Here is a 22,756-nt window from a genome sequence, read left to right on the forward strand (position 1 = left end):
GTTGACGGCATGCCGCCGCCCGGAGAGCCCTCGCAGCGCACGCTCACCGCCGGGGCGGCGTCCCCGGGCCTCCGCCCCTCCGCGCCGCCCGAGGCCGGAACGCGGCCGGCGCGCCGCTTCTGGACACCGCTCCTCGCGGTCCTGACCCTCCTCGCGGCACTGACGCGTCTGCCCTCCTTCACCACCACCCTCTGGAACCCCGACGAAGGGTTCCTCGCCATGCAGGCCCGCCAACTCGCCGCGGGCGGCGCACTGTACGAGACGGTCGTCGACCGCAAACCGCCGCTGCTGCCCTGGCTGTACCAGGCCGCGTTCGCCGTCTTCGGCGACGCGTCGCTGTGGCCGCTGAAGGCCCTTGCGGTGGCCGCCACCGTCGCCACGGCCGCACTCCTCGCCTCCACCGCCCGCCGCCGCTGGGGCGACCGCGCGGGCTGGACGGCCGGGGTCGTCTCCGTGCTGCTCTCCGTCGGCATGACCCCGGAGGATGCGCAGGCCGCGACCTTCGAGGTGTTCATGCTGCCCTGGACGGCGGCCGCCGTCCGGTACGCCGACCGGCGGCGCTGGGGCCGGGCGGGCCTCTCCGTCGCGGCGGCGCTCCTCACCAAGCAGACCGGCGGCGTCGTCCTGCTGCCCGTGCTCTTCCTGCTGCTCCGCGACGAGGACCGCGCACAGGCCGGGACGTGGCTCCGGCTGCTCACCGCGACCGCGCTCCCGGTCGGCGTGGCGGCGCTCTTTCTCGAGCCCCGGCGTTTCGCCTACTGGACGTTCGCCGGCTCGGGGGAGTACGCCTCCGTGCAGGGCGCGGAACTCCTCGCCGCCGGCCGTGCCGCCGGCTGCACGGCACTGCTGCTGCTGGCCGCTGCGCCGCTGGTCCGTGTACTCGCCCACGCCGCCCGCGGGCGCCGGCTCACCGGCACCGCCGACCTGTGGGTCTGGCTGGGCGCCTCCGCCGTCGCCGTCGCCGTCGGATTCCAGTTCTACGGACACTACTTCCTGCAACTGCTGCCCCCGCTCACCCTGCTGGCCACCTTCGCCCTGCGGGCGGCGGCGCCGCGCCGGGCCGCCGTCGCCGTCGCCCTCACCGGCGTCCTGACCGCCGGGTTCGTCACCTGGGGGTTCACCGCCGAACGGACCGAGCTGGAGCACGCGCGCCGGGTCGCGGCCGAACTCCGGCAGCGCACCGCCCCCGACGAGCCGGTCCTGGTGTGGGGCATGCATCCCGAGGACTACTGGCTCGCCGACCGCCGGCCTGCGACGCGCTACCTCACCGCCGGATTCCTCACCAACTTCAGCGGCGGCCGGGGCGGCGTCCGCACCGGCGAGCAGTACGCCATGCCCGGTTCCTGGCCGCGCTTCCTGGGCGACCTGCGGAAGCACCCGCCCGCCGTCGTCGTCGACGACTCGCGCGGCGCCCCCTACCGTCCCGCCCGCATCCCTCGCCTCGACGCCTACCTCACCGCCCACTACCGCCCGGTCGCCACGGTCGACGGCGCGGTGTTCCACGTCCGCCGCGACGGGCGGTGACTCACGCCCGGTGACTCACGGGCGGGGGCGGACGGTGCGCGGGCCGGCGACCTCGGCGCCCAGCGACCGGACGCGGTCGCGGAGGGCGCGGTCGGCCGTGACGACCAGGCAGGTGCGGTCGCGGCCCTCCTCGGCGACGAGCGCGACGATGCGGTCGTCTCCGGAGCCCTCCGCGGCGACCGTACGGACGCCGGGCACGGACGCCACCGGGCGCGCGGCGCCCTCGACGACGAGGACGACCTCCAGGGGCCCCGGATGCCCCGGCACCCCCGAGTCCGCGTAGGGCACGAGGCGGTCCCGGAGCCGTTCGGCGGCGCCCCGGCGGTCGCGCCACCACCCGTCGGGGACGGAGCCGACGACGTTCGCCGCGTCCACGACGAGGAGGGTCTTCATGCCGCAAGCCTCCCACGACGCCGTACGTACGGGAGCCCGGCCGGGGACGCGCGAAAGGGGTGCGCCGCGTGTGCGGCGCACCCCTGCGCGAGCTGCGGAGCCGTTCGGCGTCAGCCGTCAGCGTTCAGCCGTCGGCTGTCAGGCGGGGACGGACGCGACCCCCGGCTCCAGGAAGCGCTTGCCGGTGGCCCGCTCGCTGACGCCCTCGCGGTCCAGGTACGGCGTGATGCCGCCCAGGTGGAAGGGCCAGCCGGCGCCGGTGATCAGGCACAGGTCGACGTCCTGCGCCTCGGCGACCACGCCCTCGTCGAGCATCAGGCGGATCTCCTGCGCGATGGCGTCCAGCGCGCGGTCGCGGACCTGCTCCTCCGTCAGCACGGTGTCACCGGTCTCGAAGAGCTCGGCGACCTCCGGGTCCAGCTCCGGCGTGCCGGAGTCGTAGACGTACAGGTTCCGCTTGCCCGCCGCGACGATGCGGCCCAGGTTCTCCGAGATGCCGAAGCGGTCCGGGTAGGCCCCGTTCAGCGTGCCGGCCACGTGGTGCGCGACGGCCGGGCCGACGAGTTCGAGCAGCACGATCGGCGACATCGGCAGGCCCAGCGGGGCGAGCGCGCGGTCGGCGACGTCGACCGGGGTGCCCTCGTCGATGGAGCGCAGCACCTCGCCGAGGAAGCGGGTCAGCACGCGGTTGACCACGAACGCCGGGGCGTCCTTGACCAGCACCGCGGTCTTCTTCAGCTTCTTCGCCACGCCGAAGGCGGTGGCCAGCGACGCGTCGTCGGTCTGCTCGCCGCGCACGATCTCCAGCAGCGGCAGCACGGCCACCGGGTTGAAGAAGTGGAAGCCGACGACCCGCTCCGGGTGCCGCAGCTGCGAGGCCATCTCGGTGACGGACAGCGAGGAGGTGTTGGTGGCGAGGATCGCGTGCTCCGGCACGACCGCCTCGACCTCGGCGAACACCTTCTGCTTGACGCCCATCTCCTCGAACACGGCCTCGATGACGAAGTCCGCGTCGCCGAACGAGGCGGCCTTGTCCAGCGAGCCGGTGACCAGCGCCTTGAGGCGGTTGGCCTTGTCCTGGTTGACCCGGCCCTTGAGGAGCAGCTTGTCGATCTCCTCGTGGACGTAGCCGACGCCCTTGTCCACCCGCTCCTGGTCGATGTCGGTCAGCACGACCGGCACCTCGAGACGGCGCGCGAACAGCAGCGCGAGCTGGCTCGCCATCAGGCCGGCGCCCACGACGCCGACCTTGGTCACCGGCCGGGCCAGGGACTTGTCCGGGGCGCCCGCGGGCCGCTTGGCCCGCTTCTGCACCAGGTTGAACGCGTAGATGCCGCTGCGCAGTTCGCCGCCCATGATGAGGTCGGCGAGCGCCTCGTCCTCGGCGGCGAAGCCGGCTCCGAGGTCGCCGTCCTTGGCGGCGGCGATGATGTCCAGCGCCCGGTAGGCGGCCGGCGCGGCGCCGTGCACCTTCGCGTCGGCGCTCTCGCGGCCGCGCCGCACCGCTTCGTCCCACGCCTCGCCGCGGTCCGGTTCGGGCCGCTGCACCTGGAGTTCGCCGCGCAGCACGGCGGAGGTCCAGTGCAGGGACTGCTCCAGGAAGTCGGCGCCCTCGAACAGCGCGTCGGCGATGCCCAGCTCGTGCACCTGGGGGCCCTTGAGCTGCTTGTTCTGGTTCAGGGAGTTCTCGATGACGACGCTGATCGCCCGCTCGGGGCCGATCAGGTTCGGCAGCAGCACGCAGCCGCCCCAGCCGGGGACCAGGCCGAGGAACACCTCGGGCAGCGAGAACGCGGGCGTCGCCCGGGAGACGGTGCGGTAGGTGCAGTGCAGGCCGACCTCGACGCCGCCGCCCATGGCCGCACCGTTGTAGTAGGCGAAGCTGGGCACGCCCAGGTCGCCCAGCCGGCGGAACACCGCGTGCCCGGCCTGGCCGATGGCGAGGGCGTCCGCACGGTCCTTCAGCACCTCGACGCCCTTGAGGTCGGCGCCGACGGCGAAGATGAACGGCTTGCCGGTCAGGCCGACCGCGACGATCTCGCCGGCCTTCGCCTCCGCCTCGACCTGGTCGATCGCGACGTCCAGGTTGGCCAGCGACTGCGGGCCGAAGGTGGTCGGCTTGCTGTGGTCGAAACCGTTGTCCAGCGTGATGAGCGCGAACCTGCCGCCGTTCGACGGCAGGTCCAGGTGGCGCACGTGTGCCTGGGTGACGACCTCGTCCGGGAAGGACTGGGCCGCGCCCTTCAGCAGCTCGGCGATGTTCGTCACTTGCCCTCCCAGTGCGGGTTCTCCCAGATGACCGTGCCGCCCATGCCGAAGCCCACGCACATGGTCGTGATGCCGTAGCGGACATGGGGCTGTTCCTCGAACTGCCGGGCGAGCTGCGTCATCAGGCGCACGCCGGAGGAGGCGAGGGGGTGGCCGAACGCGATCGCGCCGCCGTACTGGTTGACGCGCGGGTCGTCGTCGGCGATGCCGTAGTGGTCCAGCAGGGCCAGGACCTGCACGGCGAACGCTTCGTTGATCTCGAACAGGCCGATGTCGTCGATGGACAGGCCGGCCTTCTGCAGCGCCTTCTCGGTCGCCGGGACGGGGCCGACGCCCATCACCTCGGGCTCGACGCCGGCGAAGGCGTAGGCGACCAGGCGCATCCGCACCGGCAGGCCCAGCTCGCGGGCGAAGTCCTCGGCGGCGATGATCGACGCGGTGGCGCCGTCGTTGAGACCCGCCGCGTTGCCCGGGGTGACGCGGCCGTGCGCGCGGAACGGGGTCTTGAGGCCGGCCAGCATCTCCAGGGTGGTGCCGGGCCGCATCGGCTCGTCCTCGGTGGCCAGGCCCCAGCCGGTCTCTCCGGCCTCCTCGTTGGTGCGCCGGATCGAGATCGGCACCAGGTCCTGCTGGATCTTTCCGTCCGCGTAGGCCTTCGCGGCCTTCTCCTGGCTGCGCACGGCGTACTCGTCGGCGCGCTGCTTGGTCAGGTGCGGGAAGCGGTCGTGCAGGTTCTCCGCCGTCATGCCCATGAACAGCGCGGACTCGTCGACCAGCTTCTCCGACACGAAGCGCGGGTTGGGGTCGACGCCCTCGCCCATCGGGTGCCGCCCCATGTGCTCGACGCCGCCGGCGACGACCGCGTCGTAGGCGCCGAAGGAGAGCGAGCCGGCGGTCGTGGTCACGGCGGTCATCGCGCCGGCGCACATCCGGTCGATGGAGTAGCCCGGCACGGACGAGGGCAGCCCGGCGAGGATGCCCGCCGTACGGCCCAGCGTCAGGCCCTGGTCGCCGATCTGGGTGGTCGCGGCGACCGCGACCTCGTCGATCTGCTCCGGCGGCAGATCGGGGTTGCGGCGCAGCAGCTCGCGGATGCACTTCACGACGAGGTCGTCGGCGCGGGTCTCGTGGTAGATGCCCTTCGGGCCCGCCTTGCCGAACGGGGTCCGGACGCCGTCGACGAAGACGACGTCCCTAGCGGTACGAGGCACGTTGGCTCTCCTCCAGGGGTGCGGTGGTACGCCGTGCGGCGCGCTTCCCACGCCCTATGCTACTTGTCGGTAACCGCCTGGCAAGCAGTCGCCGCACCCCGCGAGGCACACGTCACACTCGGGCCGCACGCGAACGGGCCCGCCCGGCGACGCCGGACGGGCCCGCAACGCGTGCGAGGCGCGGAAACGCGCCCGCGCTACATCCCGTACGTGCCCTGGAAGACCAGGAAACCGATGATCATGCCGATGACCAGACCGGCGGCCGACACCCCGATCGCGACCTTGGCCAGCCGCTCGCCCTTGGAGTTGGCGATCACGCCGCAGACGATGCCTCCGATGCCGAACAGCGGCGGGCAGAAGAGGAACGCGATGCAGCCCAGCACGATGCCGATGATGCTCAGCGTGTTGGACGGGTTCTGCTGCTTCGGCTCGTAACCGCCCTGCGGATACGGCTGCCCCGGGTAGGGCTGGCCCTGCGGATACTGCCCCTGCTGGTACGGCTGGCCCTGCTGGTACGGCTGGCCCTGCTGGTAGGGCTGGTCGGACGAGTACGGGTCCTGCGGGTACGACATCTGCTCCCCCATGAGAGTGGTGACGGCTGATCACCCTATGTGCCGCGAGGCGCGGGGGGAACTGCGAATTCCGAACAGTGGCCGCATCGCAACCGAGGGCCGTCCCGCACGGGCCGAACCGCCGGCCCGGGGCACTCCCTGCTCCTCCTACTCCTCGGCCGGGGTCGCTGCGAGGGCGACCGTGAGCAGCGGGGCCGTCTGCTCGATCTGCCACTCGCGCGCGCCGTGCGCGCGCAGCACCTCGCCGACGGCCGCCTCGGAGGTGTCCGCCGGCGGCTCCCAGCAGACCCGCCGCACCGTGTCGGGCGTGATCAGGTTCTCCTGGGGCAGCGACAGCTCCTCGGCCCGCGCGGTCACCGCCGCGCGGGCCGCCGCGAGGCGGGCGGCGGCCACCGGGTCCCGGTCCGCCCAGGCGCGGGGCGGGGGCGGCCCCGTCACGTGCTGGCCCTGCTGCGGCAGCTCGCGGTCCGGCAGCGCCCGCGCCCGTTCCACGGCCGCGAACCACTGGTCGATGCCGCGCTTGCCCATCCGCTGGGCGAAGCCGGGCAGCGCGGCCATCGCCGGCACGTCCGCCGGCATGGCCAGCGCCGCCTCGACGATCGCCGCGTCCCCGAGAATCTTGCCGGGCGAGAGGTCCCGCCGCTGCGCGATCCGGTCCCGGGTGGTCCACAGCTCGCGGACTACGGCCATCTGCCGGCGCCGCCGCACCTTGTGCATGCCGGACGTGCGCCGCCAGGGGTCCTTGCGCGGCGGCGGCGGGGGAGCGGCGGCGATCGCCGCGAACTCCTGGAGCGCCCAGTCCAGCTTGCCCTGCGCGGTCAGCTCCTCCTCCAGTGCGTCGCGCAGGTCGACGAGCAGCTCGACGTCCAGCGCGGCGTACCGCAGCCAGGGCTCGGGCAGCGGGCGGGTGGACCAGTCGACGGCCGAGTGGCCCTTCTCCAGCGCGTAGCCGAGGACGTTCTCCGTCATCGGGCCCAGGCCGACCCGGGCGAAACCGGCGAGCCGCCCGGCCAGCTCGGTGTCGAAGAGCCGCTCGGGGATCATGCCTATCTCGCGCAGGCACGGCAGGTCCTGGGTCGCCGCGTGCAGCACCCACTCGGTGTCGCGCAGCGCGTCGCCGAGAACGGTGAGGTCGGGGCAGGCGACGGGATCGACGAGGGCGCTGCCCGCCCCGCGTCGGCGCAGCTGGATCAGGTACGCCCGCTGGCCGTACCGGTAGCCGGAGGCACGCTCGGCGTCGACGGCCACCGGGCCGCTGCCGCCCGCGAACCGCTCGACGACCCGGGCCAGCTCCTGTGCGGTGGCGGTGACGGGCGGGATGCCCTCACGCGGCTCGAGGAGCGGGACCGGCGCCGGACTGGAGTCCTGGGAGGAGGGCTGAGCTCTGGCCGTGCGGGTTTCGGTCTCCTGTGCGTCGGTCACCGGTCAAGGGTAGCTGTGTGTCCGCCCGGGGAAACGCCCGCCGACGCCGGAGCGGCGTCGGCGGGCGTTTCCCCAGGGCTCGGGGGCCCCGGAATCCGGGCCGGGGGATCGTCCGGGTCAGTGGATGATGCCGGTGCGCAGCGCCACCGCGACCATGCCGGCCCGGTCGCCGGTGCCCAGCTTGCGGGCGATCCGTGCCAGGTGGCTCTTCACGGTGAGCGCCGACAGGCCCATGGACACGCCGATCGCCTTGTTCGACTGGCCCTCCGCCACCAGCCGCAGCACCTCCACCTCGCGGCCGGACAGCTCGCGCTGCCCGCCGGGGTGGCCGGGTCCGCCGGGCCCGCCGCCGGGACGGCGGTGCATCCGGGCCGCGGCCGCCCCCATGTGGGCGGCGCCGGGACGGGCGTGCATGCCGCCGAGGTTGTTGCGGGTGCCCGTGACGACGTAGCCCTTCACGCCGCCGGCCAGGGCGTTGCGGACCGCGCCGATGTCGTCGGCGGCGGACAGGGCCAGGCCGTTGGGCCAGCCCGCCGCGCGGGTCTCGGACAGCAGGCTCAGTCCGGAGCCGTCGGGCAGGTGGACGTCGGCGACGCAGATGTCGCGGGGGTTGGCGACTCGGGGACGTGCCTCCGCGATCGACGACGCCTCGATGACGTCCCGCACTCCGAGTGCCCACAGGTGACGCGTCACGGTGGAACGGACTCGGGGGTCGGCGACGACGACCATGGCCGTCGGCTTGTTCGGGCGGTAGGCGACCAGGCTTGTGGGGTGCTCGAGGAGAACAGACACCGGGCCTCCTGGGGGAGTGGCTGGGACGGTGCCGGCTCGGGTGCGGCCCCCGTGGGGAGCGGGGTGCGAGCCGGGGCGTGCCCTGGTGGAAGGGGGTCACCTGATGCTTCGGCAGGTCAGGCGCCCGGCTTTAGGGAATGATCACGAATCAGTGATAACAATTGGTGCAATTCGGACAGTCAATCGACTGGTTGCCGCCCTGTTGCGGAAACGGCCGCGCCGGCGGGCTGTTCAGACCGGCTGTTCAGCCCGGCGGCTCAGACCGGACGGGGCCCGCGTCGCTGAGGGAGCGTCACCACCGCGCCGCCCTCGCCCTCCCGGGGCGGCAGTCCCGCGCTCTGGCACAGCAGCTCGCACCACGCCACGAGGTGCGCGCCGACGTCCGGCACCTGACCACCGCCCGCCGGGACCACCGGAGTCCAGCTCGCCCGGACCTCCAGCTCCGCGTGCGGCCTACGGTCCTCGAGGCCGCCGAAGAAGGAGGAGTCGGAGCGCGTCACCGTCCCGCTCGGCGCGGTGTACGCGACGCCGTGCGCCTCCAGTGCGCCGGTCAGCCAGGTCCACGTCACCTCGGGCAGCAGCGGATCGGCGGCCATCTCGGCGTCCAGCTCGGTACGGCCGAGGGTGACGATCCGGAAGTCGCCCTGCCAGGGCTCCTGTCCCTCCGGGTCGTACAGCAGGACGAAGCGGCCGTCGGCCAGTTCCTCGCCGTCCGCCTCCACCACCGCCTCCATGGCGTGCGCGTGCGGCGCGAGCCGTTTCGGCGCGGGCAGACCGCCGAAGTGCACCTCCGGCCGGTGCGGCGCGACCTCCAGCGCGGTCAGCGCCCTGCGGAACGCCGCCGGAGCCTCACCGCCCGCCCCGCGCGAACCACCGCCTCCGTCGCGCGTACCACCGCCCGAGGAGCCGCCCGCGCCCGCGCCGCCGTTGCCGGGGCCTCCCGCCTCATGTGTTCGAGCCGCTGCCATGGGGCGAGGGTAGGCGCCCGGCCCGGCGGGCGCCGGTAGGGACACGAGGCGCGGGGGAGCGCGTGGGAGACTTCCCCCTGTGAGTGCCTACGACCGCCCCTCCGGCCCCCCGACCGCCACCCAGGACTCGGCCTTCCTCCGGGCCTGCCGCCGTGAGCCCGTGCCGCACACCCCGGTGTGGTTCATGCGGCAGGCGGGGCGCTCGCTGCCCGAGTACCGCAAGGTGCGCGAGGGCATCGCGATGCTCGACTCCTGCATGCGCCCCGACCTGGTCACCGAGATCACGCTGCAGCCGGTCCGCCGGCACGGAGTGGACGCCGCGATCTACTTCAGCGACATCGTCGTGCCGCTCAAGGCGATCGGCCTCGACCTGGACATCTGCCCGGGCGTCGGTCCCGTCGTCGAGCGCCCGGTGCGCACCCGCGCCGACCTGGAGCGGCTGCGGCCCCTGGAGGCGGGCGACGTCTCCTACGTCACCGAGGCCGTACGCCTGCTGGTCGCCGAACTCGGCGCCACTCCGCTGATCGGCTTCGCCGGTGCGCCGTTCACGCTGGCCAGCTACCTGGTCGAGGGCGGCCCGTCCAAGAACCACGAGCACACCAAGGCGATGATGTACGGCGACCCGCAGCTGTGGGCCGACCTGCTCGACCGCCTGGCCGGCATCACCTCCACGTTCCTGCGGGTGCAGATCGAGGCCGGCGCCTCGGCGGTGCAGCTCTTCGACTCCTGGGCGGGCGCGCTGCGTCCCGAGGACTACCGCCGCTCGGTGCTGCCCGCCTCGAAGAAGGTGTTCGACGCGGTCGAGGGCCTCGGCGTGCCGCGCATCCACTTCGGCGTGGGGACCGGTGAGCTGCTCGGTGCGATGTCCGAGGCGGGCGCCGACGTCGTCGGCGCCGACTGGCGGGTGCGGCTGGACGAGGCCGCCCGGCGCATCGGCCCCGGCAAGGCGGTGCAGGGCAACCTCGACCCGGCGGTGCTGTTCGCCCCCCGCGAGGCCGTCGCGGACCAGGCCGACCAGGTGCTGGAGGCCGCCGCGGACCTGGACGGCCACATCTTCAACCTCGGCCACGGCGTGCTGCCCGCCACCGACCCCGACGCCCTGACCCGGCTCGTCGCGCACGTCCACGAACGGACCGCGAAAAGCTGACCGGCCGTGTCAGGTTTCCGCGGCAGCCTGACGCCATGTCTCACCAGGACCACGACGCCGCCGAAGCGCCCGCACCGGACGACGGCCGGTGCTCCGGCTACCAGCTCGCCCGCCCGCACCGCCCCGCCCGCATCGTCTCCGCGACGACGGCCGAGCAGGTGCGGCAGGCCGTCGCGCACGCGACCGCCCGCGGCGTTCCGTACGCGGTCCAGGCGACCGGCCACGGGCGCCGCGCCCCGCTCGACGGCGGCGTGCTGATCTCCACGGCGCGGATGAACGGCGTCCGCGTCGACGCCGCCACCCGTACGGCCCGGGTGCAGGCCGGCGCCACCTGGGCGCGGGTGATCGAGGCCGCCGCACCGCACGGGCTCGCGCCGCCGAACGGCTCGGCGCCGGGCGTCGGCGTCACCGGCTACCTGCTGGGCGGCGGGCTGGGCATCCTGGCCCGCGAGCAGGGCTGGGCCGCGGACCACGTGCGGGCGCTGGACGTCGTCACCGGCGACGGCGCGGCCCTGCGGGTGACGGCACACTCGGAGCCCGAACTGTTCTGGGCGCTGCGCGGCGGCGGCAGCGGCCTGGGCGTCGCCGTGACCGGTCTGGAGATCGGGCTTGCGCCCGTCGCGCGGGTGTGGGGTGGGCAGCTGGTCTTCGGCGCCGACCGGCTTCCCGGCCTGCTGCGGGCCTACCCGGACTGGGCGCGTTCCGTGCCCGACGCGCTCACCTCGTCGCTGGCGCTGCTGGTCTACCCGGATCTGCCCGTCGTTCCCGCGGCGCTGCGCGGGCGGCACGTCGGCCAGGTCCGCCTCGCCTGGACCCGCTCCCCCGAGGAGGGCGAGCGGCTGGTGGCGCCGCTGCGGGCCGTCGGGCCCCGCCTGGCCGACCGCCTCGCCGGCATGCCGTACACCGCGTCCCACACCGTCCACAGCGACCCGGACCGGCCCCACGCCTACGACGGCGACAACGTGCTGCTCGACGGCCTGGACGCGGACGCGCTCGCGGCCGTCGCCGAGGAGGCGGGACCGGCCGCACCGACGAGGTGCGTGGTGCAGCTCAACCCGCTGGGCGGCGCGCTGTCCCGGCCCCCGCGCGTACCGAACGCCGTCGGGTTCCGCGGCGCCCGCCACCTGCTGCGCCTCCTCTCACCGCTGGACGGCACGGACACCCGCGCGGTCCGCGCCCTGCACCGGCGGCTGCTCGGCCCGGTCGCGCCGTGGGCGCTCGGGCGCAGCCCGAACTTCGTCTTCGGCGACCACCCCGCCGACCCGGCCCGCCCGGAGCACGAGCCGGACGCCGCGGCGCGCCTGGAACGGCTGCGCCGCGCCCTGCCGTGAGCAGGGCGCGGCGCGCGCGACGGCGACGGTCCCGGCGCGCTGCCGGGCCCGGTCAGCCCTCGTTCTTCTTCGGTTCCCCGGTCTCCTTCGGCTCCGCGCCCTGAGACGGCACGCCCGGCGGGGTCGCCGGCCGGGCCGGAACCGCCGCCCCGGTCGCCGCGACCGGCGTACGCCGCGGCAGCCGCCCGTGCAGCGTGCGCCACAGCACGTACAGCAGGCCCAGCGCGACCAGGAACGGGAGCGACGCGCCGATCGCCACGGCGATCCAGCGCAGCATGGTGACGAAGGCGTCCCAGCCACCGCTGAACGCGCCGCCCACCGACGGGTCCTCGTCCTCCTCCTCGACCGGGGCCGCGTCCGGGGTCCGCAGCTCCATCGTCACGGTGGCCATCCCGCTGCGGGCCTCCAGCGACTTCAGCCGCGCCTGCAGCGCCTCCAGGTCCGCCTGACGGGTGCTCAGCTCCGACTCCAGCGAGACCACGTCGGACAGTTCCGTCGCGTCCTCCATCAGCTTCCGCACCCGGTCGACGCTGGCCTTCTGCGTCTTGATGCGGCTCTCCACGTCGACGACCTCGCCGGTGACGTCCTGCGCCGACTGCTTGCGGTCCTCCAGCTCTCCGATCCCGGCGAGAGCGTCCAGCAGGCCGTCGTACTCCTCCGGCGGCACCTTGAAGGTGATGCGGGAGCGCTCGTCGCCGTCCGCGTCCCGGTCGGTGGTCTCCGCCGAGACGTAGCCGCCGGCCGTGTCCACGGCCCGGCGCGCCTCGTCCAGCCCGTCCTGCACGTCCTCGGTCTCCACCGTCAGCGAAGCCGTCCTGATGACGTGCCGTTCGGCGGCCCGGGCGGTGTCGGCGGCCGTGTCGCCGTCGGTGGAGCCCTCGGTGGAGCCGTCCGCCGCCGTGTCGCTCCCGGGGCTGCTCCCCGCTTCGGCCGTGGACCCTCCCGGTTCGCTCTGCGCGTTCCCCTCCGACCGGGTCAGGTCGGAGGCGTCGGACTTGCCGTCCGCGCTGACCCCCGAGGCCCCGTCGCTGCTCGTACCGGACGCTCCGCAGCCCGCCACCGCCAGCACACCGGCCAGCAGCGCCGCGCCCAGCGCCGCCCGGACGCGCGCGGGCCGTCCGCCCGCATGCGCACTCCCGTACTTCCCCTGCATTCCGTACCCCCCAAGGCACTTGATCCGTATGCCCGTTGGACGGAACGGCGGGAGAACCGGTTGCCGCCCGCGGTCGCGGTCCGGTCACGGTCGGGACTCGTTCCGGGCGCGCCCGCCCCGTCTGCGAGAGTGGACGCATGCACGTGATCGTCATCGGCGGCGGCATCTCCGGACTGAGCGCGGCCCACCGCCTGCTGGCCGGCGGCGCCACCGTGACCCTGCTGGAGGGCTCCGGCCGGTTCGGCGGCAAACTCCGCACCGGCGACCTCGCGGGCACCCTCCGCGTCGACCTCGGCGCCGAGTCGATGCTCGCCCGGCGCCCCGAGGGCGTCGACCTCGCCCGGTCCGCCGGACTGGACGACGCGCTGCAGCCGCCCACCACCGCGCGCGCCGCCGTCTGGACCCGCGGAGCGTTGCGGCCGATGCCCACCGGCCACCTGATGGGCGTCCCCCCGGACCCGGCCGTGCTCGGCGACGTGCTCTCCCCGGACGGCCTCGCCCGGGTCGCGGAGGACGCGGTGCTGCCGCGCACCGAGGTCGGCGAGGACATCGCCGTCGGCGCGTACGTCGCCGCCCGCGTCGGCCGCGAGGTGGTCGACCGGATGGTCGAGCCGCTGCTCGGCGGCGTCTACGCGGGCGACCCGTACCGCCTGTCGCTGCGGGCGGCCGTCCCCCCGCTCTACGAGATCGCCCGCACCGAGCGCTCGCTGCTCGCCGGCGTCCGCGCGTACCAGGAGCGCGCCGCGGCCGGGCGCGCCGCCGACCGCGCCCCGGAGCCGGTGTTCATGGGCATCGACGGCGGCGTCGGGCGGCTCGCCGCCGCCGTGGCCGACGCCTGCCGCAGCGCCGGCGCGGACCTCCGCACCCGTGCCGCCGTCCGCCGTGTGCGGGCTGCCGCCGGCTCCGGCTCCGGCTCCGGCTCCGCCCCCGCCTCGGGTGAGGGGCGCTGGCGGGTGGAACTCGACGGCGGCGGGACGCTGAGCGCCGACGCCGTGATCGTGGCCACCCCCGCGCCCGCGGCCGCCCGGCTGCTGGGGGACGCCGCGCCCGCGGCGGCCGCCGAGCTGGACGCCGTCGAGTACGCCTCGATGGCGCTGATCACCATGGCCTTCCGCCGCTCCGACCTGCCCGCCGCGCCGCCGGGCAGCGGCTTCCTCGTCCCGCCCGTGGACGGCCGCGGCATCAAGGCCGCCACCTTCTCGGCCAACAAGTGGGGCTGGACCGCCGCCCAGGACCCCGGCCTGTTCGTGCTCCGCACCTCCGTCGGACGCCACGGCGAGGACGACTGGCTGCGCCGCGACGACGCCGACCTGGCCGCCCTCTCCCGCCGCGACCTCGCCGACGCCGTCGGCCTCACCGCGGCCCCCGTCGACACCGTCGTCACCCGCTGGGAGAACGGCCTCCCGCAGTACCCCGTCGGCCACCTGGAACGCGTCGCCCGCGTCCACCGCGACCTCGACACACTCCCCGGACTCGCGGTGTGCGGCGCCGCGTACGGCGGTGTGGGCATTCCCGCCTGCGTCGCCGACGGCCGTCGCGCCGCCGACCGGACCCTGCGTACGGGCCCGGCCGCGCGCGGGGGAGAATGAGCGCATGACTGCTGAACCGGAGAGGGCCGCGAACGCGGGCAAGAAGGCCAAGGACCTCAACGAGGTCATCCGCTACACGCTCTGGTCGGTCTTCCGGCTGCGCGAGGTGCTCCCGGACGACCGCGCCGGCTACGCCGACGAGGTCGAGGAGCTGTACGCGCAGCTGGCCGCGAAGGACGTCGTCGTCCGCGGCACCTACGACGTCTCCGGGCTGCGCGCCGACGCGGACGTCATGATCTGGTGGCACGCCGAGACCGCCGACGCCCTCCAGGACGCCTACAACCGCTTCCGCCGCACGGAGCTGGGGCGCGCGCTGGAGCCGGTGTGGTCCAACATGGCGCTGCACCGCCCCGCCGAGTTCAACAAGTCGCACATCCCCGCGTTCCTCGCCGACGAGCGGCCGCGCGACTACCTGTGCGTGTACCCCTTCGTGCGCAGCTATGACTGGTACCTGCTGCCCGACGAGGACCGGCGCCGGATGCTCGCCGACCACGGCAGGATGGCCCGCGGCTACCCCGACGTGCGCGCCAACACCGTGGCGTCGTTCGCGCTGGGCGACTACGAGTGGCTGCTCGCCTTCGAGGCGGACGAACTGCACCGCATCGTGGACCTCATGCGCCACCTGCGCGCCTCGGAGGCCCGCCGCCACGTGCGCGAGGAGGTCCCCTTCTACACCGGCCGCCGCAAGCCGGTCTCGGAACTCGTCGCCGGCCTCGCCTAGCCGGCGCGGGGCCCGGGCCTCAGCCGCGGGGGTGGCCGAACGGCGGGCGCGCACCGCCCAGCGCGGCCCGCAGCTCCGCCTGCGGCAGCGCCCGCACCCCGCGCAGCGCCAGCTGCGTCAGCACGGCGCCGCCGGGGACCGGGCCGCCCCGGCCGTTCCGGGTGACGGGTGCGTCCTGGGCCCGCAGCAGCCGTTCCCCGGCCGGCGAGGCCCAGCGCGCCGACGGTGCCACCTCCCAGCGCGCGATGGCGAGCGTCCCGAGCGTCAGCATCAGCGGCAGCGCGAACCACGGCCAACGTGCTCCCGGATCCGCTCCGGCACCGACCACCAGTTCCGCGCACACGGCCGCGGCGAGGACCAGCAGCGCCGCCCGCCGCACCTGCCGGGTCGCCGAGGCCAGACCGGTCCGCAGCGTCTCCGGGACCGCGAGTCCGGCGCAGGTCAGCCGCTCCGCCAGCGACGTCACGGCGTCGGTGGCGGCGAGGGTCGCGCGCACCGGCGGTATCCGGGACTGGCCGCCGGGCCCGATGGCGGTGATCAGGGAGCGTTCGATGTCGTCGTGGCCGTCGGGGTCGACGACGGTGGCCCAGCCGGTGTGCGCCAGGAGCATCCGCCGCTCTTCCGACATGGACACCAGCGTGACGTCGGTGAGCCGTGCGGGGCCGCCCGCGAGGAAGGCGGTCTCGTAGAGGGTGAGTCCCCGCTCGGGGTCGCCGGTGCGGCACTCCCGGTCGGCACGGGCGGACGTCGCGGCCACCCGGCACAGTCGCGCGCACGCGGCGAAGGCCGCCACCCAGGCGGTGACGAGGAAGAACACCCACATGGGTGAGTTCTACCCGGGGTGACCGGCACCGCGCCAGACATCGCGCACGATGCGGGCAGAAGGCGACTTCCGCCCCAGCGGCGACGGGAGCCTGAAGCGGCGACGGGGCGCCCGAAGGGGCGCGGGGCCCGGACGTCGTCCGGGCCCCGCGCCGGCCGGTCAGTGCCGGCGGAACGGTCCGGTCACGGCGAACGTGGTGCCGGGGGTGTAGCAGTTCACGAACATCGTGCGGTTGTCCGGCGTGAAGGTGACACCGGCGAACTCGCCCCACGCGGGCTCCTCCGGGGTGCCGATGTTCTGCCGGTTGCGCGCCATCGGGTAGACGTCGCCGCGGTGGGTGAGGCCGTAGACGTGCTGGGCGCCCTGCCCGTCCTCGCAGACCATCAGGCCGCCGCTGGGCGCCAGGCAGATGTTGTCCGGCTCCTCACCGGGCATGTCCAGGTCGCTGTCCGGCCCGAACACCACGACCAGCGTGAGCCGGTTCCGGTGCGGGTCGTAGCGCCACACCTGGCCGTAGTGGTCGCCGGCCGAGCCCTCCGCGCTCTTGGCGTAGGAGGAGACGAAGTAGACGCTGCGGCCGCCCCAGTAGCAGCCCTCCAGCTTCTGCGCGTGCGTGATGCCGCCGCGCCCGAAGTCCTGGTTGCGGATCGGCGTCTCCCGCGCCAGCGGGTCGGGGACGTCGATCCACTCGATGCCGTCGAAGCTCGCCCCCGGCTCGTCGATCGCCGACAGGTCCGGCACGTCCGGCACCCGCATGGCCTGCAGCGTGCCGCCCGCGCGCAGCGAGTCGAAGCCGCCCTTCGGCCGGTTCGGCAGGAAGCGGTAGAAGAGACCGAAGGGGAAGTCGAACGCGTCCTCGGTCTCGTACACGACGCCGTTGCGCGGGTCCATCGCGATGGCCTCGTGCTGGAAGCGGCCCATCGCGGTGAGCGGCTCCGGGACCGTGCGGTGCTCCCGGCGGAAGCCGACCTCGAAGATGTAGCCGTGGTCCTTGGTGTAGCCCTCCTCGCCGGCCTTGAACTCGGTCTCCTCACAGGTCAGCCAGGTGCCCCAGAGGGACGGACCGCCCGCGCAGTTGGTCGAGGTGCCCGCGATGCCGACCCGCTCGTCGCGCACGTCGAGGTCGCCGTCCAGCTCCAGCAGCGTGCAGCCGCCCTCCGCGGCGGGGTCGTAGGTCAGCCCCCGCACCGTGGGCACGGCCTGCCGCGACTCCATGCGGTTCTCGTGGTTGCGGACCAGCCAGGTGCGGTCGCGCCGCCCGCCGCCCCGGCGGTCGTGGTCGTCGCGGCGCCCGGCGGCGAAGGCCGCCATGCCGTCCGCGTTGCTCGGCACCTTGCCCTCGCCGGAGCGCATCTCCTCGCCCTCGCGGGAGAGCACCTGGTAACGGAAGCCGCGCGGCAGGTCGAGGAGGCCGTGCGGGTCCGGCACGAGCGGGCCGTAGCCGTCCCGGCCGTGGCCGGCCGCGGAGGCGGTCCCTGCGAAGACCTCGGAGATCGTTCCGGAGAAGGCGATGCCCACTCCCAAGGCACCCGAGCCGGCCAGTACTTGACGTCGTGAGGTGGACATCGGTCACGCTCCCTGTTGGCGGACAGGACACAGACCACGTGTGTCTACCACGTGTACCCCTCCCGGCACACCAGGCACGGCCGATCCGTTCCCGCCCGTCACCGCCGCGCTCAACGGCAGGTGGGGACGCTTCCGGACATGCGCGTCACGCCGGGCGCAGCTCCGCGGCGTCCCTGGCCAGGGCGGTGAGCCGGGAGATGGCGCGGAAGTACTTCTTCCGGTAGCCGCCCGCCAGCATCTCCTCGCTGAACAGCCGGTCGAACGGCACCCCGGAGGCCAGCACCGGCACCTCGCGGTCGTAGAGGCGGTCGGCGAGCACCACCAGGCGCAGCGCCGTCGACTGGTCGGGCACCGGCTGGACGCCCGTCAGGCACACCGCCGCGACGTCCTCGCACAGCGCGCCGTACCGGCTGGGGTGGACGGAGGAGAGGTGGTCCAGCAGAGCGGAGAAGTCGTCCAGCGTGGCGCCCGGAGTGGCCTGCGCGGCACGCGTGACCTCCTCGTCCCGCGCCGGTGCCGGGGCGTCGGGCAGCCCGCGGTGGCGGTAGTCCTCGCCGTCGATGCGCAGCGGGCGGAAGTGCGCGGAGAGGCCCTGGATCTCGCGCAGGAAGTCGGCAGCGGCGAACCGCCCCTCGCCCAGCCGGCCGGGCAGCGTGTTGGAGGTGGCCGCCAGCGCCACGCCCTGCTCGACGAGCCGGCTGAGCAGGGAGGACACCAGCACCGTGTCGCCCGGGTCGTCGAGCTCGAACTCGTCGATGCACAGCAGTCGGTGGCCGCCCAGCGTGCGTACCGTCTGCTGGAAGCCGAGCGCGCCGACCAGGTTCGTCAGCTCGACGAACGTGCCGAAGGCCTTCTGCTCCGCGGGCGCGGGCGTCGCGTGCCACAGCGAGGCCAGCAGGTGCGTCTTGCCGACGCCGTACCCGCCGTCGAGATAGACGCCGCGCGGGCCCGTCGCGGCCGTCGCGCCGCCGCGGCGCTCGCGGCGGAACCAGCGCCGCTTCCCGCCGCCCGCCCGGTCCGTCCCGCCGATCCCCGCGGCGAAGCCGCTCAGCACCTCGACCGCCTCCCGCTGGCTCGGCTGCGCCGGATCGGGGAGGTAGTTCTCGAACCGCACCGAGTCGAAGCGGGGCGGCGGCACCATCTCGGCCACCAGGCGCTCCGGCGGCACCCGCGGCTCGCGGGAACTCAGGGAGCCGGGAGCGGACCCGTCGGCGGCGCCGTCGGGGACGTGGGCGGGGTCGGTCGGGCGCGAGGGGGAGGTGGACACGCCCTTCATGCTACGAGGTGCGGGTGCCCGGCCCGGTGCCCGGCGGCCCTCGCGTGCGGCATGCCACACTGCGGCTCATGCGACGCCTGTTCCCCGCCGACACGCCCGGGACCGCCGAGTCCGCAGCCCGCGACGAGGAGCGGCCGGACACCGAGTGGAGCCTGGACGCGCTCGCGGAGGCCTACGCCTATCCGGACTGGGCCGGACCGTCCGGCGGCGGCCGTTCGTACCTGCGCGCCAACATGGTGTCCTCGCTGGACGGCGCGGCCCACCACGGCGGGCGTTCGCAGCCGCTGTCCTCCGCGGCCGACATGCGGATCTTCGGCGTGCTCCGCGCCCTGGCGGACGTGGTGGTCGTGGGCGCGGAGACGGTGCGGCAGGAGGGGTACCGCCCGGCGCGCCGCCGCGAGGCCTTCGCAGCCCGGCGCGAGGCGGCCGGGCAGGGCCCCGCGCCCGCCCTCGCGGTGGTCAGCGCGAGCCTGGCCCTGGACTTCTCACTGCCCCTCTTCGCCGAGCCGCTGGTTCCCACGCTGGTGCTCACCGGTGCCGGGGCCCCGGAGAAGCGGATGCGGGCGGCCCGTGACGCGGGGGTGGAGGTCGTGGTGGCGGGTGACAGCGCCCTGGTCGACCCCGCGCTCGTGCCCGGCGCCCTGGCCGAGCGCGGGCTGACCCGCCAGCTCACCGAGGGCGGTCCGACGCTGCTGGGCCGGCTGACGGCCGCCGGTGTGCTGGACGAGCTGTGCCTGGCGGTCTCGCCCCGGGTGGCGCTGGGCTCCGCCGCGCGGGTGATGAACGGTCCGGTGCTCGACACGCCCGCCGACTTCCGCCTCCATTCCCTCCTGGAGGAGGACGGCTTCCTGTTCACCCGCTACCGCAGGATCGGCGCATCGGCGGAATGAGACGTTCCGCTTAGGTCGCTGGGGGCAGACTGAACAGCGAAGGGCCCCGCGCGTGGCCGGGGGAGAATGGTTTCTGTCCGGTTGCGGGCCGTGCGCCCGCGTACGGCAGCGGGCCCGCCGGCCCGCGTACGAGGAGGCGCTCGCCGTGTTCACGACCGTGCTGATGATCGAGAAGCCGCTGGTGTCCGACGACGTCGAGATGGTCACCACGCTGCACGGGGACGAGACCGTCTCCTTCGTCGTCCTGATGCAGCCCCGTGGCGATCAGGACCGGCTGCTGCGCGCCCTCGACGACGTCGCGCTCGGCGCACTGGACCAGGCCGTCCACGAGGGGGAGGAACCGGAGGGCGGCGGGGCGTCGCAGCCCGTGCGGCGCGCGCTGGAGCACTCGCTCAGAGCGCTGCGGGAGACGGGGGCGGAGGCGGTGGGCCGGATCATCGAGCGGCACCCGCTCGACGTGCTCACCTCCGTCGTCGACGAGACCCGCGCCGACGAGGTGATCGTGCTCACCGCACCCCACCTGGTGGAGGAGTTCTTCCACCGGGACTGGGCCTCCCGCGCCCGCCACAAGGTCGGGGTCCCGGTCCTCAAGCTCTTCGCGCACACCACGTAGCGCGTGGCGGAGGGCCGGGCCGTCGTGCGGACGGCCCGGCCCCCTTCCAGCCGTGCCGGTCAGACCCGGTCGGCGGCGATCAGGAGGTACTGGAAGGAGCCGTCCCGGTAGGAGTTGATGAACGCCTCCTCGATCCCCGTGACCAGGGAGGATGTGGCCCGCAGCTCCCAGTAGGGCAGGGTCGACTCCGTCAGGTCGACGACCGCCGCCGGCACGAGACGGTTGTCTGCCATCGCGCGCAGGTACTCCCGGCGGGAGTGGATGTTGCACTCGAAGTGCGCGTTGATCTGGGAGACCCACTTCGAGGGCTGGCCGTGACGCGGATTCCAGCAGCCGGTGATCGTCACGTAGCGGCCGCCGGTGCCGAGGACCCGGGAGTGTTCCGCGAACAGGTCCTGCAGGTCGACGTACATGCTCGACTCGTTGTTCCAGGAGGCCACGGCCCGGCCCGACTCGAACGGCATGTCGAGCATGTTGCACACCCGCGCCCGCACCCGGTCCGCGACGCCGAGTTCGCGTGCGCGCCGGTTGGCGAAGTCGGCCTGCTTGGCGGACAGGGTGAGGCCCTCGACCTTGCAGGCGAAGCGCTGGTGGGCCATGACCATCGACCCGCCCCGGCCGCAGCCGGCGTCCACGAGGGTGTCGTCACGTCCGACGGGGCCGAGGTGGTCCAGGAGGACCTGCGTCTGGGCCGACTCCAGCCGGTGCAGCTCGGCGATCAGCCGCTTCTCGTACTCGCCGTCGCCGGCGTCCCCCAGGGCGTCGCGGTCGACCTCGCCGACCCCGTAGTGGTGGTGGTAGAGCCCGTCGACGTCACCGAGACGGAGGTTCACCGGCCGGGCCTCCTGGTCCCAGTACCGGGCGATCTCCCCCTGGTAGGGCGACGCGGGCGCGGGGACGAACGGGGCGGGAACCTTGAGGTCGGTCGACTGGTTGCTCGTCACAGAGCGGTCCTTTCTCACCAGAAATCAGGCAGGCTGTAGCGGTAGGTGTTGGTCCGGTGCCAGTAGTGGTTGCCGTCCACCCAGGCGGCCACGCCGCGCAGGAAGCGCAGCAGGGAGGGGACGGGGCAGGCGGCGGCCAGGGCGGCGGCCTCGGCCTCGAAGGCGTGCATGAGCTCGTTGTGGATCCCGATCGCCTTCAGGTACGCCTCCCGTTCACAGAGGCCCTCCCGCTCGGCGATCACCACGGGCAGGTTGAGATGCGTGCCCGGGCTCTTCAGCTCCTTGGTGTAGGAGTACAGGTCGTTGACGACGGTGGTGGCGTTGCTGCCGAGCGCGATGACCCGCTGCGTGTCGGGCCGCGCGTGCAGGTCCGCCGGAAGTTCGTAGCCGCCGACGGTGTCGGTGATCGTCGGACAGGGGCGGAAGTTGTTGAACTGGCGCATCGCCAGGTACTCCCACACCTCGGGCACGTGCTCGGCCTGGGCCCAGGCCGCCTCCGCGAGGTATCCCAGGTGGAGCCGGCTCATGTCGTGCCGGTACCGGTCCGTCTGGGAGGGGGTGGCCTGCCGCCGGAAGTACTCCATGGCGGAGCGGTAGGCGCGGCGGGGCCCGTCCGAGGCGAGGGACTCGTCCCACGCCGGCTCGTACTCCCGCACGGTGTGCAGCGGGTCGAGCGCCGTGTGCGCCAGCAGCAGCCGGCTGCCCAGTCCGACGGGGGAGCCGCCGTGGTCCTCGCAGTAGCAGTCGTCCACGGCGTTCTCGGCGACCATCAGCCGCGTGGCGATCATCAGATGGTCGACGGTGGGGGCGTCCGGGTGGCAGGCGACCATGTAGCGCCCGACGGCGAAGCCGTCGAACTGGTCCTCCCACTCCGGCGGATACGCCCGGGCCTCGTCCACGGCCCACGCCTTGATCCTTCGGTCCACCTCCGCCACCCGTACGGGGTCCGGTTCCGGCACGGGATGGTGGTACAGGCCGGGGATCGCCGCGCCCTCCGCCGGAGCCCCCGCGCCCTCGGGCGGAGCCACCGGCCCGGCCGACGCCCCGGCGCGGCCCGGGTACAGCCCGGCGGTGCCCAGGCCGCGCGGGCCGTCCAGCAGTCCCCCGAGCACGCCGCCGCCCGCGCCGCCCTCGCCCGGAAGGCCGCCCGCGTCGGGAAGGCCGGCCGCGCCCGCGCCGGTGCCGCCGCTCCCGCGGGTGTCGGGCGCGGGCACGGGCCGGACGAGGGTTCTCGCGGCCCCGCCGGGCCCCGGCGGAGGGCCGGGCAGCGGGGGACCGGTGTCGGGGTCGGACATCCGTGGCTCCTCGGTGAGATCGGTTGCGGCCGCCCCGGCTTCCGGGAGGGCGCTCGGCCCCCGGATCACCGGGGCACGGGGACAATCCGCGGGAATCGGTGCAGTTCGCCGCCACCGTACGGCCGGTTCGCCCCGAACAGCCCGGGTGGACGGCGGAGTTACCTCGATGCGGTGTTCTTGCCGCGCGTCGTGTTTGCGACCGCGCGCCCCGGGATTCCTGCCACCGGCCGACCGCGCGCGCCGGGCGCACGCCGCGGT

20 protein-coding genes are annotated in these 22,756 nt (G+C 74.5%); 7 read left to right on the forward strand and 13 right to left on the reverse strand.

Features of this window, described 5'->3' with window-relative positions; translation table 11 throughout:
- Positions 1–9: 9 nt before the first annotated feature.
- Positions 10–1,524, forward strand: coding sequence for a glycosyltransferase family 39 protein (locus tag K304_RS0114935; RefSeq protein WP_027764401.1), 1,515 nt, complete (start codon positions 10–12; stop codon positions 1,522–1,524).
- 15 nt (positions 1,525–1,539) lie between these two features.
- Here K304_RS0114935 and K304_RS0114940 read toward each other — a convergent pair whose 3' ends face one another.
- The 7 genes from K304_RS0114940 to K304_RS0114970 form a co-directional block, all read right to left on the reverse strand.
- The gene (locus tag K304_RS0114940) at positions 1,540–1,917 is read right to left on the reverse strand and encodes a hypothetical protein (RefSeq protein WP_027764402.1); all 378 of its coding nucleotides are present in this window, start codon (positions 1,915–1,917) and stop codon (positions 1,540–1,542) included.
- A gap of 138 nt (positions 1,918–2,055) precedes the next feature.
- On the reverse strand, positions 2,056–4,185 hold the full coding sequence (locus tag K304_RS0114945) for a 3-hydroxyacyl-CoA dehydrogenase NAD-binding domain-containing protein (RefSeq protein ID WP_027764403.1): 2,130 nt from the start codon (positions 4,183–4,185) through the stop codon (positions 2,056–2,058).
- Positions 4,182–5,396: a thiolase family protein gene (locus tag K304_RS0114950; protein WP_027764404.1), complete on the reverse strand. Its 1,215-nt coding sequence runs from the start codon at positions 5,394–5,396 to the stop codon at positions 4,182–4,184. The genes K304_RS0114945 and K304_RS0114950 overlap by 4 nt, the downstream gene beginning before the upstream one ends.
- 197 nt (positions 5,397–5,593) lie before the next feature.
- Positions 5,594–5,968 (reverse strand): hypothetical protein, encoded by a 375-nt coding sequence (locus K304_RS34065; protein ID WP_486591674.1) that lies wholly within the window; start codon positions 5,966–5,968, stop codon positions 5,594–5,596.
- 147 nt (positions 5,969–6,115) lie between these two features.
- Complete coding sequence (locus K304_RS0114960; RefSeq protein ID WP_027764405.1) at positions 6,116–7,390, reverse strand: ribonuclease D; 1,275 nt, start codon at positions 7,388–7,390, stop codon at positions 6,116–6,118.
- Between the two features lie 117 nt (positions 7,391–7,507).
- Positions 7,508–8,182 (reverse strand): response regulator transcription factor, encoded by a 675-nt coding sequence (locus tag K304_RS0114965; protein WP_027764406.1) that lies wholly within the window; start codon positions 8,180–8,182, stop codon positions 7,508–7,510.
- A gap of 257 nt (positions 8,183–8,439) precedes the next feature.
- Positions 8,440–9,150: a DUF3000 domain-containing protein gene (locus tag K304_RS0114970; RefSeq protein WP_078529136.1), complete on the reverse strand. Its 711-nt coding sequence runs from the start codon at positions 9,148–9,150 to the stop codon at positions 8,440–8,442.
- A 79-nt stretch (positions 9,151–9,229) separates the two neighbouring features.
- Here K304_RS0114970 and hemE point away from each other — a divergent pair, with 79 nt between their 5' ends.
- Both hemE and K304_RS0114980 read left to right on the forward strand, forming a co-directional pair.
- The gene (gene hemE / locus K304_RS0114975; RefSeq protein WP_027764408.1) at positions 9,230–10,297 is read left to right on the forward strand and encodes a uroporphyrinogen decarboxylase; all 1,068 of its coding nucleotides are present in this window, start codon (positions 9,230–9,232) and stop codon (positions 10,295–10,297) included.
- A 35-nt stretch (positions 10,298–10,332) separates the two neighbouring features.
- A complete protein-coding gene (locus tag K304_RS0114980; protein ID WP_027764409.1) occupies positions 10,333–11,628 on the forward strand; it encodes an FAD-binding oxidoreductase in 1,296 nt (431 codons plus the stop codon).
- 52 nt (positions 11,629–11,680) lie between these two features.
- Here the strand turns inward: K304_RS0114980 and K304_RS0114985 are convergent, their stop codons facing one another.
- On the reverse strand, positions 11,681–12,781 hold the full coding sequence (locus K304_RS0114985; RefSeq protein WP_051308476.1) for a DUF4349 domain-containing protein: 1,101 nt from the start codon (positions 12,779–12,781) through the stop codon (positions 11,681–11,683).
- Positions 12,782–12,918: 137 nt separating this feature from the next.
- Here K304_RS0114985 and hemG point away from each other — a divergent pair, with 137 nt between their 5' ends.
- Positions 12,919–14,370 carry a protoporphyrinogen oxidase gene (gene hemG / locus K304_RS29180; RefSeq protein WP_037790506.1) on the forward strand — a complete coding sequence of 484 codons (1,452 nt, stop codon included), beginning with the start codon at positions 12,919–12,921 and terminating at the stop codon, positions 14,368–14,370.
- A 4-nt stretch (positions 14,371–14,374) separates the two neighbouring features.
- Positions 14,375–15,091, forward strand: a complete 717-nt coding sequence (gene hemQ, locus K304_RS0114995; RefSeq protein WP_027764411.1) for a hydrogen peroxide-dependent heme synthase — start codon at positions 14,375–14,377, stop codon at positions 15,089–15,091.
- A gap of 19 nt (positions 15,092–15,110) precedes the next feature.
- Here hemQ and K304_RS0115000 read toward each other — a convergent pair whose 3' ends face one another.
- The 3 genes from K304_RS0115000 to zapE form a co-directional block, all read right to left on the reverse strand.
- Complete coding sequence (locus K304_RS0115000) at positions 15,111–15,914, reverse strand: TIGR04222 domain-containing membrane protein (protein ID WP_027764412.1); 804 nt, start codon at positions 15,912–15,914, stop codon at positions 15,111–15,113.
- 159 nt (positions 15,915–16,073) lie between these two features.
- Positions 16,074–17,480: an alkaline phosphatase PhoX gene (locus K304_RS0115005; protein WP_027764413.1), complete on the reverse strand. Its 1,407-nt coding sequence runs from the start codon at positions 17,478–17,480 to the stop codon at positions 16,074–16,076.
- Positions 17,481–17,625: 145 nt separating this feature from the next.
- The gene (gene zapE, locus K304_RS0115010) at positions 17,626–18,756 is read right to left on the reverse strand and encodes a cell division protein ZapE (protein ID WP_078529138.1); all 1,131 of its coding nucleotides are present in this window, start codon (positions 18,754–18,756) and stop codon (positions 17,626–17,628) included.
- A 68-nt stretch (positions 18,757–18,824) separates the two neighbouring features.
- Between zapE and K304_RS0115015 the strand changes: the two genes are divergently transcribed.
- Both K304_RS0115015 and K304_RS0115020 read left to right on the forward strand, forming a co-directional pair.
- Entirely contained in the window at positions 18,825–19,646 is an 822-nt protein-coding gene (locus K304_RS0115015; protein WP_027764415.1) for a pyrimidine reductase family protein, read from the forward strand.
- Between the two features lie 145 nt (positions 19,647–19,791).
- Positions 19,792–20,259: a hypothetical protein gene (locus K304_RS0115020; RefSeq protein ID WP_027764416.1), complete on the forward strand. Its 468-nt coding sequence runs from the start codon at positions 19,792–19,794 to the stop codon at positions 20,257–20,259.
- Positions 20,260–20,318: 59 nt separating this feature from the next.
- Here the strand turns inward: K304_RS0115020 and K304_RS0115025 are convergent, their stop codons facing one another.
- Positions 20,319–21,203 carry a geranyl diphosphate 2-C-methyltransferase gene (locus K304_RS0115025; protein WP_027764417.1) on the reverse strand — a complete coding sequence of 295 codons (885 nt, stop codon included), beginning with the start codon at positions 21,201–21,203 and terminating at the stop codon, positions 20,319–20,321.
- Positions 21,204–21,217: 14 nt separating this feature from the next.
- A complete protein-coding gene (locus K304_RS29185; protein WP_486591675.1) occupies positions 21,218–22,498 on the reverse strand; it encodes a family 2 encapsulin nanocompartment cargo protein terpene cyclase in 1,281 nt (426 codons plus the stop codon).
- Positions 22,499–22,756: the final 258 nt, after the last annotated feature.

The organism is Streptomyces sp. CNS606 (genome assembly GCF_000426325.1).